This window comes from Levilactobacillus muriae (assembly GCF_045862015.1).
GTDB lineage: Bacteria > Bacillota > Bacilli > Lactobacillales > Lactobacillaceae > Levilactobacillus > Levilactobacillus muriae.
The window spans coordinates 133,632-149,028 of record NZ_BAAFRU010000001.1 but is presented as its reverse complement, the minus strand read 5'-3'; the positions used below and the strand labels follow the sequence as shown (position 1 = coordinate 149,028).

The window sequence follows — 15,397 nt, the reverse complement described above, 5'->3', positions numbered from 1 at the left end:
GAACCACGGGCAATGCCAATCCAGCAGTGAAGCCTAACATAGCTTAACCGTACCACGAACTTGCTGCTATCAAGTTACATTCATCATTATTTAGCCTAACCTTAAAAAATAGAAAAGCGCATTTCAAGTCGATTACCACAATGGTAATTGCCACTAGGGCTACCTCAATTACAGCTGAACCCACCGTCGTGTTAAATCGCCACATTGCTCGGCAAGACAACGACCCTGGCAGCCGAAACACCCCACAACATGCGCTAGAATTATAGCCTACTAGATTAACGATAACGCAACCTTAAGTTATTTTCCTTACCAAAGTCTAAGTTTATCCGAAGTTTAGCACGTTCTTTGCCGCAGTACCCGGGATTTAAGGTAAACTTTTATCCAAGCACAGAGAATGTTATCCTATTAGGGTCAGACATTTTGATTGTCATCAACGGAGGGGTTTTCATGGAGCAACATCATAACACTTTGGCGCAGCTAAGAGTCAGTCGCTGGGTGTATTTGGGGGCATTTTTAATTCCGCTGGTCATCATGTGCGTGGTCTTCTGGCAACTGAAGGTTACGCCATTTGGCAAGCATAGTCTGTTGTTTAGCGACACGGGCTCACAGTACATTCCGATTCTGGAGTACTTGCGCTCGACCGTGACGCACGGGCAGTTCCACCTATTTTCATTTGCATTGGGGACGGGGAGTAGTATGGTGCCATTATTGACCTACTACGTGATTAGCCCGTTTAATCTCTTGATTTTTCTCTTTCCAGCAGCACAGTTACCAACTGCGATTGCTTGGATCATCATCTTAAAAATTGGCACGATTGGCTTAACCATGGCGATTTTCCTACGCCACGCTTTCTTGCGTAGTGGTTGGTCACTCCTGCTGTTCTCAACGGCCTTTAGCCTGTGTGGCTTTGTGGCCATGTATTTCTACGACATCATGTGGTTGGATGCCCTGATTTGGCTGCCAATCGTCGCCTTAGGACTCCACCGGATTATCAGCACGCATCACTTTGGCCTCTACACCGCGAGCCTAACGCTGACCATCCTGTCTAATTACTATCTAGGTTACATGACCTGTCTGTTTTCACTCATGTACTTTATCTACTTGACTGTAGAACACCAGCCGGTACCCACACCGTTCAAAGAAACGTGGCGCATGCACTGGCCAGCAATTCGACAGTTCATCTTCGGCTCGCTGCTAGCTGGTCTGATGTCGATGGTCGTTCTAATTCCGACAGCCTTGGGCATGTTACAAACGGGGAAGAGCAACTTTTTCGTGGATAACTACCTGCCGACACCGCTGTTCGGCCCAGAAGTTCTCGCCCAGTTTGGGGTGGGGACGACCGACTTCACATCACATCTGTACCATGCACCAAGCTTATTTATGGAGACATTGATGTTCCTACTGCTGATTGTCTACTTCGTGTCACCGAAGATCAAGGCAGTCGAAAAGACCCGGACGATGTGGCTGCTGATTGCGATGGGACTGAGCCTGTTCTTGACAGTGTTCAATACTATTTGGCACATGATGCAGCAGCCAGCCGGCTTCCCGTTCCGAAACGTCTACTTCTTTACCTTCTTGGCCATCGTTACGGCTTATCGGGCTTGGCAAACGCATCCCGATCAAAGTATGAACGACCCGCAGAAGATTCTCGCCTTGTTATGGGGCGCTGGATTGCTCACGATTGGCTTCGTGTCGGCTCAATTCATCCCCAAACTGTGGGAAAAGATGTCACCAAGCTACAACAACGATCTCTACCTCAACAGCCAACCCAACTTCCACTTACTGTGGCTGGCACTGGGTCTGTTGTTACTCAACACCATGTTGATCTTCGTGACGGAATGGCGACCGATTCGAATCAGCTTGCTGGGCCTGATCATCTCCTGTGAGTTGGGCGGCAATCTGCTTGTTGCCACACACGGGATGGATTTCGGATCTCAGACTAAGTTCGAGAAATACTTCAAAAAAGATTCTGCAATTCTCAACAAAATTGATGCGTCCTCGACTAAGTTCAATCTGCACCGGGTCGACTACCTACATTCAACCATTGGAAATGCCTACACCGGAACGTATAACCACTACAACGATCCGTTAATGTTTGACTATGCAGGTCTGAGTTCCTACTCATCCACGCTGGACGAACAGTCGCGGGTCTTCCAACACGATTTGGGTTACTTTAGCCCTAACGTGCGGCGAATCAGTGCACAGGGCTACACGCATTTGACGGATACACTGTTCAGTGTGAAATACCGGTTAAACGCTGACAACAAGCACCCTGTGACGCGCTTGAACTCGTACGCTGGCCTCGGGTTTGCCGTACCAAGCAAGTTAGCCGATGTTCAACTCCGTGACCAAACGGCGCTGTTCAACCAGCAGATGATCCTGGACGCCTTGGGCGCGGAACCGAATACGTTCTCCCGGGCAACGGTCATGAATATCTCTGCACACAAAGCAACGGCCAAGGAAGCGGCTAGAGCGACGGTCAAACACAATCGTCATCAGGGTCCCCGGTACGTGCAAACGTTTAAGCTCCGGATCAACGCGACCGGGCTCCTGCATGCCTACTCCCCATCGGCCAACGTTATCTACTCCAGCCTGCTGGTCAACGGCAAGAAAGCTAAACCGCTGATCAACGCCGATGGTACGCGTTACGTCTTCAAGCTGGGCCAGCATACTAAGGGTGAAGTCGTGACGGTCAGCTACGTCACATCACGTCCTCAGGCTGGTTATGATAACGAGTTCGTTTCGCTGGACCAAGCCAAGTACGTCAAGCTAGCACAAAGTCTGAAGCAAAATCGCTTCAAGTTGGATCGTAAGAGTGGGGTCACCTGGTTGTCAGGGCACGTAACGGGAACGCCACAACGTCGCCTACTCTACGTGTCGATTCCGGACACAGCTGGATGGCACGCTACAGTTGATGGCAAGCCGGTCAAGATTCGTTCGGCTATGCATGCCCAGTCGATCATCCCCGTGGTCAAGAACTACCGCGGCATGATTGGCGTCCCGATTCACGTAGGTAAGAATCACGTGGTCCTGAAATATACGACACCAGGTCTGACGGTTGGCGCTCTGCTGAGTGCTGTAGGGGCGGTTATCTTCGCCTTCTTGCTGATTGCCGGAGAATGGTTACGACCACTACGGCGGCGCAAGGCACAACGCAAAACGGATCAATCTTAACTTAAAGTTTTAACGAGAAGGTCAGCTCAAATTGAGTTGGCCTTCTTTTTGCCCACCTATTTACTACTAATGTAATTTTTGGGGAAGTTGTCTCATCTTTTTATAAAAATCGTTTTAACCGCAAAATTATCATCGGCCACAACTGCCTAAAAAAGAGCCTAGGAAAGCCCTAGACTCTTCGCTCATTTCTAAATTTGTCTTACTGACTGAAGGTTGAAAGTCCAAGTACACCTAGAAAGGCCCAGCTAACAGAGATTTAATCCACAAAACTAGTTGACAATCGCTGGACTGACAACGTTAGTCCACGATAGTTGGTCACTGTCTACGTAGGCGTGAGTGAACCAAATTTAGGCTCAGCCGTGGGATTTTTCAAGTGGTTTAACTTGGAAAATGGCGACTTTGAAACGCAGGTTGGGCGGTTCAAAGCGAGCTGGCAGACCGCTTCTTAGGCTGGCGGCGTCCTCCCCACAGCGTTCCAGCCTAAATTTGGTGAACGGTAAGCCGACTGGTTTAGACGACGCTGCCTAATTTTAGTCTCACTATCGTTGTTGCAACAGTTATGATGGGTATTTTAGATTTTTCAACCTTCAGTTACTGAAACGTATGCCAAGACGCAGCTAATTTCACTGTCCTAATTCTAACTATTCTGATGGTCGAACCTTAGATCGGTCGGCTTCGCCACGATGGGCTCGATTCATGGTCACCCGTAAGAGGAATGGTGCAACCAACGTCGCAACAATGATGGCCGCCACGATGGCCGAGTACCGTACCGGCGACATCAATTTCGCCGTAAACCCAATCTGGGCAATGATCAAAGCCATTTCACCCCGTGAGACCATCCCGGCTCCAACGGCCGTGGAACTATCCAGCGAGAAGCCGGCCATTTTGGCACCAGCGCCTGCTCCAATCAACTTGGTGAGAACCGCAACAATGGTCAATACCACAATGAAGCCCATCTGCTTGCCCAAACCGTTGAAGTCCATGTTCAAGCCGATGCTGACGAAAAATACTGGGATAAACAGTGCGTAACCTATTGGCTCGATGTGCCGGTCGACGGTGGATTTGGCACTGGTCTGAGAGATGGCGATTCCGGCAAAGAATGCCCCAACCACGTCGCTCAAGCCGACCAATTCAGCCACGTAAGCCATCCCAAAACACAGGATGATGGCCATCAGCGTCTGCCCCATTGGAATCAATAACCGATCACCAATCTTAGCCATGTAAGGTGCGACCCAGCGAACCACGAAGTAGATAGCCGCAAAGTAGACGATCTGCTCAATCGTTGTCAACAATAGGCTACCAGAAGCCGCGGCGCTATCACCCACAGCCGTCCCAGTCGTGGAGACTAAGACACTCAGGATGATCACAGCCAGCACATCATCCACGACGGCGGCCCCGAGAATCGTGGTCCCTTCTCGGCTGTTCAGCGCATTCATTTCTTTCAAGACTTCTACAGAAATGGAAACAGAGGTTGCTGCGAAGATGACACTGATGAAGAGACTTTCTGTGGTCCCAAGGTGATAGATCATCCCCACCAGATACGTCCCAATTACTGGGATCAAGACCCCCATGATAGCCACCAAGACACTCGGTTTCAAGTAACGTCTGAGCAGCTTCAGGTCACTCTCCAGGCCCGCAATAAACATAAGAATAATGACACCTAGTTCGGCGTAGCTTTCGAGCGTGTGCGTCAGACTGATCCACCCCAACATGGCCGGACCAATGATGACCCCCACCAAGAGTTGTCCAATAACGGCTGGAATGCCGATTCGCGTACTGTAGTGGCCAACAATCGTTGTTGCTAATAGAATTAACGTTAAATTTCTTAAGAGTTCCACGAGTAACCTCCTTTGTTTGACGAGTTCCTTTTAATTTTCCATTATAGTTGGTTTTATCTGTCGTTTTGGCCCCCATTAGCTGACCATTTTACCCCAAGCAGCTAAAAAGCGACCGCCTCAAAACGGCCCTCCCAACCCAAGGAGAACACTATTCTTGAAAGCAGTCGCTTCAACCATCTTTAATTTAATTAGTTTATATTATACAGAAGAACTGGTCTCTCCGCAACCCAACCGCACCAGGCTAGATGCTTCAGCCCCACAACTAACGGTCGGCGCACAAATTCTTTAAATTTCAACTTCATCGCTGAAATTTAGAGCTACCCGCAACCCTCGAATCGTGTTAAACTAATAACGATTGTGAGGTGACGCGTGTGAAGTGGTTAGAATCTAACTTAGTCGTGATTTTTTGGGCGGTTATCTTTGGTGAGGTCATTGGCTACATCGTTGGTGCCTTGAAACAAGTAACTTACGACCCAATGACTATTGGCATTACTATGGCAGTTGTATCTGTCGTCGCCGTCAATGGGATCATGTTACTCGGTCGTAGCGACATCAAGTCTTCTGAAGGTAAATAAGCGTTCACAATAAGCATGACCGAAACAACCGGGACCTTGGCGAAATGCCAGGGTTTTATTTTTTGAAACAAACCGACCGTATTTATAATAAATAGTTGGCCTCATGACGATCAATTTTAAGTTTCTTCTGATAATTGCTAGGTGTCAATCCCGTCCATCTCTTAAACTGTTTACTAAAACTCGCTAAACTTCTAAAACTTAATAGATAGGCAATATCCTCAATCGAGTACTCTGAAACGCCCAAAAGTCTTTTAGCTCTTTGACATCGATACTCAGAAGATAATTTAAGCGGTGTAATACCATATACCTTTTTAAAAACACGATGTCCATAGCCCGTACTAATAGACAGTGCGCAACAGATCTCCCCGAAGCTTGTAGGCTTTTTAACCTTCTCATCTTCATACCGAATATTGCTGTAGTCATTTTCAATTAAATTTGCTATATCACGTGCTACTTGTGCCTCACGAACAGTAAATGCTGGATTTTCTTTATAAATAACATTATCTCTGATCAAAACTAAAACAAATTCTAAAAAAACAATTTCATTCTTTATTTTTCGTTCTTCATCACTTATCTGACAGTCATTTTTATAACTAATCATCTGTTCAGCAACCTTTTGCGATGCTCTGGCAATTTCCGTTTCACTTTCAATTTTCGTATTGACAATATTTCTAATAAGCTTCGCCTTAATTGCTAGACTTTCTACGGTAAAGTGAAAACAGAAATAAGACATCTTATCATTTTCACTATTATTAAAGTTTTTATGCACTGTACCTGGCGCAATAATTATGGCCTCACCAGGCCCGCAAATAATTGGACTTTGATTTTCTAAAACTGTTTTTTGATGGCCATCCATCACGTAGAGCAACTCAAATAAATCATGTTTATCGCTTCGATACTGCCATCTTGCCGGTACTGTTTCTAAATGGCATCCAAAGATATACACTCCTGATTCCAACGTTTGAAATAAGATCCGCTGTCCCATAAGATTTTCCTTTCGTTGGCCATTTACAAGTCACACTTCTTCATTCCTTCCTTCATTATAAACTTATAATACGCAAAAGATGCTGGCTACTGAAGTGCCTGCATCTTTTTGTTAGCTATTTCACACCTTTAATTCTAGAGATTAGGAATCCTGATAGTAACACAACTGCTGCTTCAGCTGGAAACATGAACTTGTAACCCAATACTGAGATCACAGTACTTGCTAATACAGGTCCCATAATATTTCCAACCGTATTAGCTAAATTTAGTATACCTAAATCCTTTGCCGCTTCATCCTTATTTGGTAGGATTGATACTAATAACGCCTGATCAACTGCGTTATAAACACCCATAGAGAATCCAGCAATAACAGCAAACGCCATCATTGTCCATGGATCTGGTGTAAAGAATGGAATTACAGCCCCGATTGCAACGGTAATTGTTGTACCGACTACTGGTAGCTTATAATGACCAATTTTATCAGCAATTGGCCCAGCAAAGAAGCAACAAATAACCCCTCCAATCAGCATAATGCTCGACATCCTAGCAATATACGATCCAGTTTCTCCCGAGCTGAGTTTCATATAATCCGTAAAGATATATAACTGATAGCCTAAGATCATATGTGTTCCGGCGATCATCAAGAAACGACCAATTAAGGCATAGTAGAAGTCATGTGCTCCTTTTTTGGGGAGTGAAAACATTTTTACAACATCGATTAGCTTTTTGACTTCAGGACGTGCAACTTCTTTATTACCGGGCTCTTTAATTAAGAATATTGCTAACCCTTCGATAATCACTGCCAATAAAGCAAACACCCAAATTCCTACTCGAATGTGCACAATAAAATGCGCAGCAATTAAACCGGAGCCATAGTTACCGACAGTAGTACCAATTCCCATAAACGTTGATACCGTACCACGTAATTTAGGATCAACTACATCAGCTAATAACGCTGCTACACTTGCAACTACACAGTTTAATGAAATTTGATACAGTGACCAAAATAACAATAGCATAGGAATAGTATGAGACATTGAGATAGCAAACAGTAATACAACTGTCGCCAAGGTTCCTAAAACAATCCAGGGTGTTCTTTTTCCAAATCTTGTTCGTGTTCTGTCAGATAGTGCACCAGCAACTAAGTTAGCAATCGCCGCTACAATCATCGCTACCGTTGCAAACATAGCAATCCACTGAACCTTATGTACTGGATCAACAGAATTAATTTGTGCTGGCAATAATGTTACATTTAATCCCGCGTAAGGTAGAAACCAACCAACGACACCAAGGAACAGGCCAAAACCTATACGCCAAGGAATCTTTTCCTTTTGTTTAACGGGTTTTACTTCATCCATGATTTTTCTCCTTAGATAAGCTAACAATTACACAAGAACTTCTCGATATTCAAACGACGTAAATTGAGCCTCTTTTTCATTACCCGAACAGTCAATACTACCTAAACCTACGAATGCGCCTGTAAAAAAGCCGCCCGAATAGTTCTTTTGAATGTACTCATCTGACAACTCAGCAGCGTCAAATTCGACCCCAGTAGCATTCCAGTATTGACCATCAAATGAGTACTCATAAGTGTATACAGACTTTCGAATCCTAGTCCTGAAGAATACTTTTTCTGACTTATTTGGAATGTCGATTAGATCTTTTCCCAATCGAGAGCAATATTTTTCATTAAAATTAACAACATCAATCACTTTTCCCTTAATTTCATCCCAAGAAATAACAATTCCTGTCCAATGCATATTATTGTAAAGGTTAAATAGCCCGGCCATTTGCTGATACGTTTCTGGAGAATAATTGACTCCTACCGTTGCATCAAAGTTAAAATGTTCCCATCGTCTAGCAACTAACGAAACGTCAAACGTACTTGTTAAAGAATTTTGACCAATCAACTTTAACTTTCCATTACCAACTGACCCCATATGATGGTCAAATGGGATTCTTAATGTACTCCAATCCTTATTCAAAGTATTTTTAGAAAATTCATCAGAAACTATAAAATCAGTATTCTTTAATTCTTTTGCCGACTCAATATTTTCAGGTGCTTCAATCTCTAATTGGCCTGCATGTCCACCCACTATCCGTGGCCATCCCTTATCATCCCAAACCACCTGCTGAAGCGAAGTCTCCCTGCCTAGGGTGCTCCATCCTCTAGGTCCATAGGACGATTCATAATCGTGATGCCAAGGTCTTGCTGATAAGCTTGCATAATACCACTTATCATTAGTCGATTTCACCAATGATCCGTGACCTTGCTTTTGAATTTCAAAATCTGGCGTATCATAGTTCGTTAGAAAGGGACCTTTAGGTTCAATCTCAAAGCTCCCACTCCTTAGAGTTTTTGATCTTGCAACGATTTCTTGATGCGTATACGTAGTTCCCCCTTGTGCGGCAAAAAGATAATATAGACCATCAATTTTGTACAGATGTGGTCCTTCAATCATCTTCACGTCTGTACCGTCGAATAGCTTTCTCGCTGTTTGAGGCAATAACCTCATCGTCTTTACATCAAATTCAGTAATCGTAATTCCATTAAATGGAATTCTATGTTCTCTATAATCATTAGTTTGCTGGACCAAATACTTTTTGCCATCACTATCATGAAATAGAGAGGCATCAAAGCCGACCCCATTCAGCTTGATTGGCTTTGACCATGGCCCCTCGATATTAGAAGCAGTAATTAGATAATTTGTTAAATCGGTAAAACTTTTATTCTTGTTTCTCACAACTGAATAGACTAACCAAAATCTATTATCATAAAAGGATAGGTCGGGTGCCCATACCCCACAGGAAGCTGGTACCCCATTAATATCTAGTTGTGTTTTATTCTTCAATGGTGACTCTAACTGTCTCCAGTGAATTAAGTCCTTTGATGAATGTAACCTGACACCTGGAAACCATTCGAATGTAGAATTTACAATGTAGAAGGTATCCTGCACTCGTATAATGCATGGATCTGGATTGAATCCAGATAAAATTGGGTTCTTAATTTTTTCCATTTTGCTACTCCTTTCCCGTCTGCAAACTTAGTTCACATCATATATGCAATTGTTTCTAACCTAGGCTATAGTTGAATTGTATCCGATTACATTTCGGTGGTCTATGCTATCGAGTAACCATAATTTTGCCAAAAGTAACCTTACTTGTATTTGTAAATATGATCAAAAAAGAAAGTTATAGGGTGATTAAAATCATCCTATAACTTTCTTTACTTTGCATACCTTGTTATAAATGCCCATCTTCGGCCCGAATCTCATTCTTAATTCCATTCATATCCTGATCCAGCTGATGTACCAACTCTGCTTTAGCAATCAACTCTTTACGAAGTTCATCCTGATGCTGGACGTTCTTTTTGTAGCTTAACTCATGTTCCAGCGACGCCCAGAAGTTCATGGCAATCGTTCTGATTTGAACCTCCACTTTGACCGGTTCAACCCCTGCATCTAGATACACAGGCACCGACAGAATTAAATGTAAGCTCCGATAACCATTGCCCTTGGGATGGGTAATGTAATCCTTTCGCCGTAGAATCTGAATATCCGGCTGCTTCTCCAAGCGACTTTCCATCGCGAGAATATCGTCCTCGAACCGGACAATGATCCGGATACCGGCAATATCATGCATCTCCTCCGGTAACTTCTGCAAATCAAAATCAAAGTGCTTACGCTGAACCTTTTCCAAGATACTTTCCGGCGACTTGATCCGCGACTGTAAGCTATCAACCAGCGTGTGGCCGTGTAAAATCTGATACTCCTGGTCGAGATACTCAATCTTAGTCCGGACCACTTTCACGGCGCTGTTATAATCCAGCATCAACCGCCGAAAATTATCGACCGCCGCCAGCGACGTCGGATCATTGGGAAATTGTGTAGGTAAATTCTCGTTAGCCATGTTAATCCTTCCTAGTTACGCGTTTTTTTGCCGAAAATGCCGTACTTCGGGGACGGCCCACCATAACAGCAAGAAATTCAGCAATAAGGTAATAGCGGTGAATATAAACACACCATTATAATTGAAGATATTTGCCACAAGACCACCAAACAGGGAGCCAAACATACTCCCAGCAGCCTGGAAAGACTGATTCCAACTGAAGACGGTCCCAGTCAATTCTTGGGGTGAATTCTTAGTCAGCATCGTTTGGACTGCCGGGAACAAGGCCCCGTCAGATACACCAATCATAAACCGTAAGATTCCCAGAAGCCAGATACTTGTGACGAAGCCTTGGGGAAAATACATGAGTACTGCAAAGACATAGCCAAAGATGAGAACGCGGCTAGTCCCCCGTCGATCGCCATAATCTCCTAACTTAGGAGCCGCTAGTAGCGTGGAAATTCCAGGCAACGCGGCAATGATTCCGGCGACCAAGGTAATTGGCCCAACATTATTCATCAGCTGTTTGACGTACAGACTAATAATGGGCGTGATTGAGTTATTTCCCATCTGGATAATCATCGTAGAGACCAGTAACACGAGAATCAGCTTGGGCCGTTTGACCCTATGTAACCAACTGCCAGACTGTTCCTGCTGATCGCGAGAGATCGGCGTAAAGTGTTCGTGAACTAACGTGGCGCTCAGGATGAAGACAATAATCAGAAAGATCCCCGTCAGGATAAACGTCCAACGAATGGAAAAAACCTGGGCCAAAATCCCACCGAGGACTGGGCCAATCAGGTTACCACTGACATATCCAGTCGTCAGGATGCCCAGTGCACTCCCACTCTTTGCCCGGGGCGTTTCCGCTGCAATCAGTGCGGTCGCATTGGGAATGTAGCCCGCAAAGAAACCTTGAAGGAATCTTAGCGCAATCAGTTGCCACACATTACTAACAAACCCCATCAGGCCAATGACGATGGCCATTCCAAACGATGAGCGGAGCAACATGATCTTCCGACCCTTAGTATCGGCCAATTTCCCCCACAATGGTGAAACTAGCGCGATGACGAAGAAGGTCACGGCGTAGGTCACCCCACTGTACATGGTTAATTGCCCCTTGGAAAAAGTACCTAAGTCATCGACATACAATGATAAAAATGGCATGACCTCACTAAATCCCATACCCGCAATAAAAGTTCCCAACCATAAAACGGCTAAATTTCGCCGCCATTGTTCAGGCTTTCGTGTACCCACGATGTCATCGCCTCTTAACTTTTCTAAAAATGCATTAACTATTAGTGTAGCATAAATCCCGTTATACCGCCGTTATATTGCCCTTCAAAAATCTTTGAAAACTTTTTTAATAAAAGGGTTGGAATTTTGATGGTTTTGTTTCATAATAGGTGACAAGCATGTGACGTAGTTCACTTATAATTTTGTTGATAGTCCTTTCAATCCTCACTTGTCGTTAAACCTAGTCATTTGAGAATCAGCAGAACACATGACGCAGATCACACAAATATTTGGAGGTAATACACATGGCTCATCGTTTAGATGGAAAAGTTGCAATCGTTACTGGTGGTACTCTCGGAATTGGTTTGGCTGTTGCCGACAAATTCGTTGAAGAAGGCGGTAAGGTTATGATCACTGGACGTCACAGTGACGTTGGTGAAAAAGCTGCTAAGAGCATTGGTGGCCCAGATGTTATCCAATTCTTCCAACACGATGCTACTGACGAAGCCGGCTGGTTGGCATTATTCGATGCTACTGAAAAGGCCTTTGGCCCAGTAACCACGATCGTTAACAACGCCGGTATGGCCGTTAACAAGAGTGTTGAAAACACCACGACCGAAGAATGGAAGAAACAATTAGCCGTTAACTTGGACGGTGTCTTCTATGGGACTCGTTTAGGTATCCAACGCATGAAGAACAAGAACCTCGGTGCTTCAATCATCAACATTTCTTCTATCGAAGGCCTTGTTGGTGACCCTAACTTAGGTGCTTACAATGCATCTAAGGGTGCCGTTCGGATCATGTCTAAGTCAGCTGCCGTTGACTGTGCTTTGAAGGACTACGATGTTCGTGTTAACACCGTTCACCCAGGTTACATCAAGACGCCATTAGTTGACGATCTCCCTGGTGCTGAAGCAGCTATGTCAGAACGTACGAAGACACCAATGGGCCACATCGGTGAACCTAACGATATTGCCTGGATCTGTGTTTACTTAGCTTCTAACGAATCTAAGTTCGCTACTGGTGCAGAATTCGTTGTTGATGGTGGTTACACCGCGCAATAAAGATTAATCTCACTAAAAATAAAAAGCCGCTGGCAGTTGCCGGTGGCTTTTTTCGTGCTTGTGTCCCACAACCAATTCGCAATTAAAACGAAAAATCAGTTGTTTTGCGAAAAAGATGAGACAAATCTCAGGAAATTTACATTAGTTATAAGTGTGCGGGTTATTTCCCCGTTACCCCAATGGCTAACGCAATCATTAGGATGATGAGTACCGCTGTGGTGATTGCCACGTAGAGGTGATCACGTTCCTTGTAGAAGGCGTAAATGGACACCACGACTCGCAAGACTGGCGTTAGAATCAGGCAATACATCCCCAACATCATAATGGCATATGACTTTAACTGCCAGCTGCCGACTAGGATAGCACCCATCGTTAACGGGACGGTGTGCCCTGCATATCCAGAATTACCGGTCGCCAGAAACAGTACTAAGCCAATTCCCATCACGATAGCGGAGAAAACGACCCCGATTTGCAAAATCCGGCCAATAATTGTTTCGACCTGCGCCATTTCTGTTGCGGTTGCGCTCTGTTTTTCTTGCATTAGAAGTGTACCCCCAGTCCCTTACCCAACATTTGAATGCCAATGTACAAGATGATGGGGATGAACACGATACGAATCCACCGTGCTGGCAGAACCTGCATGATCCGCGAACCAATCACGGCGCCACCCAAAATGCCGAGCGCCATTGGAACGGCGATTCCAGGCAAAATGGCCCCATTGAAGAAATACACCGTTGCACTGGCCGCTGCCGTGACCCCCATCATCAGATTCGACGTGGAACTAGACGGCTTTAGTGGCATCTTCATGAAGGTATCCATCGCCATCACCTTGAAGGCCCCGGAACCAATACCCAACAAGCCACTGGCCACTCCGGCACCAAACATCACGGAAAAACCGGCCGGGACGTTTTCAACTTGATAGTCGATGGTCTTCATTTCGGCCTTGTCATAGTAACTGCCGTTAAGTTTGAGCTTACTGGCGATTTTATCCGGTTCAACACGTTGGAGAACTTCTTGCCCCCGTCGTAGCTTGCGGTACATGTTCCACCCGGAGAAGACCAGCAGGCACCCAAATAACAGGTACAGGTACTTCGGATCTAGCACGCCCGTTAGCAACGCCCCGACAATGGCCCCAATGGTAGTTGCAATTTCCAAGAACATGGCGACGCGCAGATTCAGGACATTGTCCCGCAAATAAGCGATGGTCGACCCCGAACTGGTCGCAATCACAGCAATGATGCTGGCACCGATCGCATATTTAATATTTAATCCCATTCCCAGGGTCAGGATTGGTGTAATGATCATCCCACCACCGATGCCCAAAATAGCTCCGGCAATTCCGGCGAAGATACCCACCCCAATCATGATTAAGGCTGTTTGAATCATTTCTTGTTTCCTCCTCACGAATCAATCTACGTCATTGATTATCAACTTTTCATTGGCACAGGGCAAGTTGAATCGTCTAAAAAGATGGCCAAGTTCGTCGTTTTGCTCACAAGTCAAGTTGGCTCACGTTATCCAAGTGGTTAAACGTATCATGAGGTGCCGATAATCCGATGTTCAAGCTATTCACCACATGTTCGTGCATATCTACACAAAACATCAATCTTTGAGTACGATCAGTTACCTCCCAATTTCTATTCGGAAAAGACTAGCCCATCACCGTAGGAACCGGTTACAACACAAAATGGCTTTGCCATACTTTTAAAATATGGCAAAGCCCTCAGATTTGTATTTCGCATATGTTCAATAACTATCGATAAACCGTTGTAAAAGTGGACTGGGCGTAATTGTCGCGGGCCAGACCAGCTTCAGCGTGGTCCGCCACGGTTGATAACGAATCGGCCGAATGTTAGTCGCTACCCCACTTGTTTCCTCCGCAACTGTCTGTGGAACCACCGCTACGCCCATCCGCGCTTCGGCCCACTGCACAGCGGTTCGGGCGTCATCACAAGTGCAGGCAACGAAGGGGTGCATGTCCTTTTCGTCAAAGGTCGTCTGAAAGATCTGTTCGAAACGCCGGTAGATAATCAGCGGCACCTCGGCTAGATCTTCAACGTGCAATGTGGCCCCAGTAAAGTGATCATACTTATGCGGCACCACCGCAACCATACTTTCCGTGGCGAGCTCTTTGCTGGCCAATCCGGGGGCCGAGAATGGTGTCCGCACAATGGCCACGTCGATCAGATGCTTTTCCAGCCGGTCGATCAGTCCATAGGTATTGTCCTCAAACAAGCGAATCTGTACCTTGGGATAGTGACGCGTCAACGTTCGGAGCTTTGCATTGGGCGTAGCGCCGATTGAAGAAGATACCACACCAATCGACAAGACACCGGCTAAGCCCTGTCCCAACGATCGGACCTGGCTGTCGGCCCGTTCACGCAGGTCGACCAATTGCCAGGCATAGTCTTGGAGCAGTCGGCCCGCCGGCGTCAACGTCACGCCATTCGCCGATCGGTTAAGCAGTGGTACCCCCAGATCACTTTCCAATTGCTTAATCTGATAGCTCAACGGGGGTTGGGCCATGTGTAGTTGGTGGGCAGCCGCCGTAATTTGCCCCGCGTCGGCTACCGCTAAAAAGTATTCCAATTGGCGAAAATTCATGTCTGGACCTCCTACAACCCATTTCTTTCATTAT

Annotated in this window: 13 protein-coding genes; 4 read left to right on the top strand and 9 right to left on the bottom strand. The window is 45.5% G+C overall.

Features of this window, described 5'->3' with window-relative positions; genetic code table 11:
- Positions 1–447: 447 nt before the first annotated feature.
- Entirely contained in the window at positions 448–3,174 is a 2,727-nt protein-coding gene (locus ACKTSF_RS00675; protein ID WP_407885661.1) for a YfhO family protein, read from the top strand.
- Between the two features lie 641 nt (positions 3,175–3,815).
- Here the strand turns inward: ACKTSF_RS00675 and ACKTSF_RS00670 are convergent.
- Positions 3,816–5,012 (bottom strand): cation:proton antiporter, encoded by a 1,197-nt coding sequence (locus ACKTSF_RS00670; RefSeq protein ID WP_407885660.1) that lies wholly within the window; start codon positions 5,010–5,012, stop codon positions 3,816–3,818.
- A gap of 154 nt (positions 5,013–5,166) precedes the next feature.
- Between ACKTSF_RS00670 and ACKTSF_RS00665 the strand changes: the two genes are divergently transcribed.
- Positions 5,167–5,301 (top strand): hypothetical protein, encoded by a 135-nt coding sequence (locus tag ACKTSF_RS00665; RefSeq protein WP_407885658.1) that lies wholly within the window; start codon positions 5,167–5,169, stop codon positions 5,299–5,301.
- Positions 5,302–5,383: 82 nt separating this feature from the next.
- Positions 5,384–5,587: a YjzD family protein gene (locus tag ACKTSF_RS00660; RefSeq protein ID WP_407885656.1), complete on the top strand. Its 204-nt coding sequence runs from the start codon at positions 5,384–5,386 to the stop codon at positions 5,585–5,587.
- Between the two features lie 82 nt (positions 5,588–5,669).
- Here the strand turns inward: ACKTSF_RS00660 and ACKTSF_RS00655 are convergent, their stop codons facing one another.
- From ACKTSF_RS00655 to ACKTSF_RS00635, 5 genes are all read right to left on the bottom strand, one after another.
- Complete coding sequence (locus ACKTSF_RS00655) at positions 5,670–6,572, bottom strand: AraC family transcriptional regulator (RefSeq protein ID WP_407885654.1); 903 nt, start codon at positions 6,570–6,572, stop codon at positions 5,670–5,672.
- A 115-nt stretch (positions 6,573–6,687) separates the two neighbouring features.
- Complete coding sequence (locus ACKTSF_RS00650) at positions 6,688–7,929, bottom strand: MFS transporter (protein WP_407885652.1); 1,242 nt, start codon at positions 7,927–7,929, stop codon at positions 6,688–6,690.
- 27 nt (positions 7,930–7,956) lie between these two features.
- Positions 7,957–9,588, bottom strand: a complete 1,632-nt coding sequence (locus tag ACKTSF_RS00645) for a glycoside hydrolase family 43 protein (protein WP_407885650.1) — start codon at positions 9,586–9,588, stop codon at positions 7,957–7,959.
- 226 nt (positions 9,589–9,814) lie between these two features.
- The gene (locus ACKTSF_RS00640) at positions 9,815–10,480 is read right to left on the bottom strand and encodes a GTP pyrophosphokinase (protein WP_407885648.1); all 666 of its coding nucleotides are present in this window, start codon (positions 10,478–10,480) and stop codon (positions 9,815–9,817) included.
- A gap of 15 nt (positions 10,481–10,495) precedes the next feature.
- The gene (locus ACKTSF_RS00635) at positions 10,496–11,716 is read right to left on the bottom strand and encodes an MFS transporter (RefSeq protein ID WP_407885646.1); all 1,221 of its coding nucleotides are present in this window, start codon (positions 11,714–11,716) and stop codon (positions 10,496–10,498) included.
- Positions 11,717–12,000: 284 nt separating this feature from the next.
- Between ACKTSF_RS00635 and ACKTSF_RS00630 the strand changes: the two genes are divergently transcribed.
- Positions 12,001–12,759, top strand: coding sequence for an NADP-dependent (R)-specific alcohol dehydrogenase (locus tag ACKTSF_RS00630; RefSeq protein ID WP_125700905.1), 759 nt, complete (start codon positions 12,001–12,003; stop codon positions 12,757–12,759).
- 160 nt (positions 12,760–12,919) lie between these two features.
- Here the strand turns inward: ACKTSF_RS00630 and ACKTSF_RS00625 are convergent, their stop codons facing one another.
- From ACKTSF_RS00625 to ACKTSF_RS00615, 3 genes are all read right to left on the bottom strand, one after another.
- Positions 12,920–13,300 carry a DUF1634 domain-containing protein gene (locus tag ACKTSF_RS00625; protein ID WP_407885644.1) on the bottom strand — a complete coding sequence of 127 codons (381 nt, stop codon included), beginning with the start codon at positions 13,298–13,300 and terminating at the stop codon, positions 12,920–12,922.
- Positions 13,300–14,145, bottom strand: a complete 846-nt coding sequence (locus ACKTSF_RS00620; RefSeq protein ID WP_407885642.1) for a sulfite exporter TauE/SafE family protein — start codon at positions 14,143–14,145, stop codon at positions 13,300–13,302. Before ACKTSF_RS00620 ends, ACKTSF_RS00625 begins: the two co-directional genes overlap by 1 nt.
- Before the next feature lie 360 nt (positions 14,146–14,505).
- Positions 14,506–15,363, bottom strand: coding sequence for a LysR family transcriptional regulator (locus tag ACKTSF_RS00615; RefSeq protein WP_407885640.1), 858 nt, complete (start codon positions 15,361–15,363; stop codon positions 14,506–14,508).
- Between the last annotated feature and the right edge of the window lie 34 nt (positions 15,364–15,397).

Coding starts and splice junctions, on each gene's coding strand:
- ACKTSF_RS00675 (WP_407885661.1), top strand. CDS start 448: ATGGAGCAACATCATAACACTTTGGCGCAGCTAAGAGTCAGTCGCTGG.
- ACKTSF_RS00655 (WP_407885654.1), bottom strand. CDS start 6,572: ATGGGACAGCGGATCTTATTTCAAACGTTGGAATCAGGAGTGTATATC.
- ACKTSF_RS00650 (WP_407885652.1), bottom strand. CDS start 7,929: ATGGATGAAGTAAAACCCGTTAAACAAAAGGAAAAGATTCCTTGGCGT.
- ACKTSF_RS00645 (WP_407885650.1), bottom strand. CDS start 9,588: ATGGAAAAAATTAAGAACCCAATTTTATCTGGATTCAATCCAGATCCA.
- ACKTSF_RS00640 (WP_407885648.1), bottom strand. CDS start 10,480: ATGGCTAACGAGAATTTACCTACACAATTTCCCAATGATCCGACGTCG.
- ACKTSF_RS00630 (WP_125700905.1), top strand. CDS start 12,001: ATGGCTCATCGTTTAGATGGAAAAGTTGCAATCGTTACTGGTGGTACT.
- ACKTSF_RS00625 (WP_407885644.1), bottom strand. CDS start 13,300: ATGCAAGAAAAACAGAGCGCAACCGCAACAGAAATGGCGCAGGTCGAA.
- ACKTSF_RS00620 (WP_407885642.1), bottom strand. CDS start 14,145: ATGATTCAAACAGCCTTAATCATGATTGGGGTGGGTATCTTCGCCGGA.
- ACKTSF_RS00615 (WP_407885640.1), bottom strand. CDS start 15,363: ATGAATTTTCGCCAATTGGAATACTTTTTAGCGGTAGCCGACGCGGGG.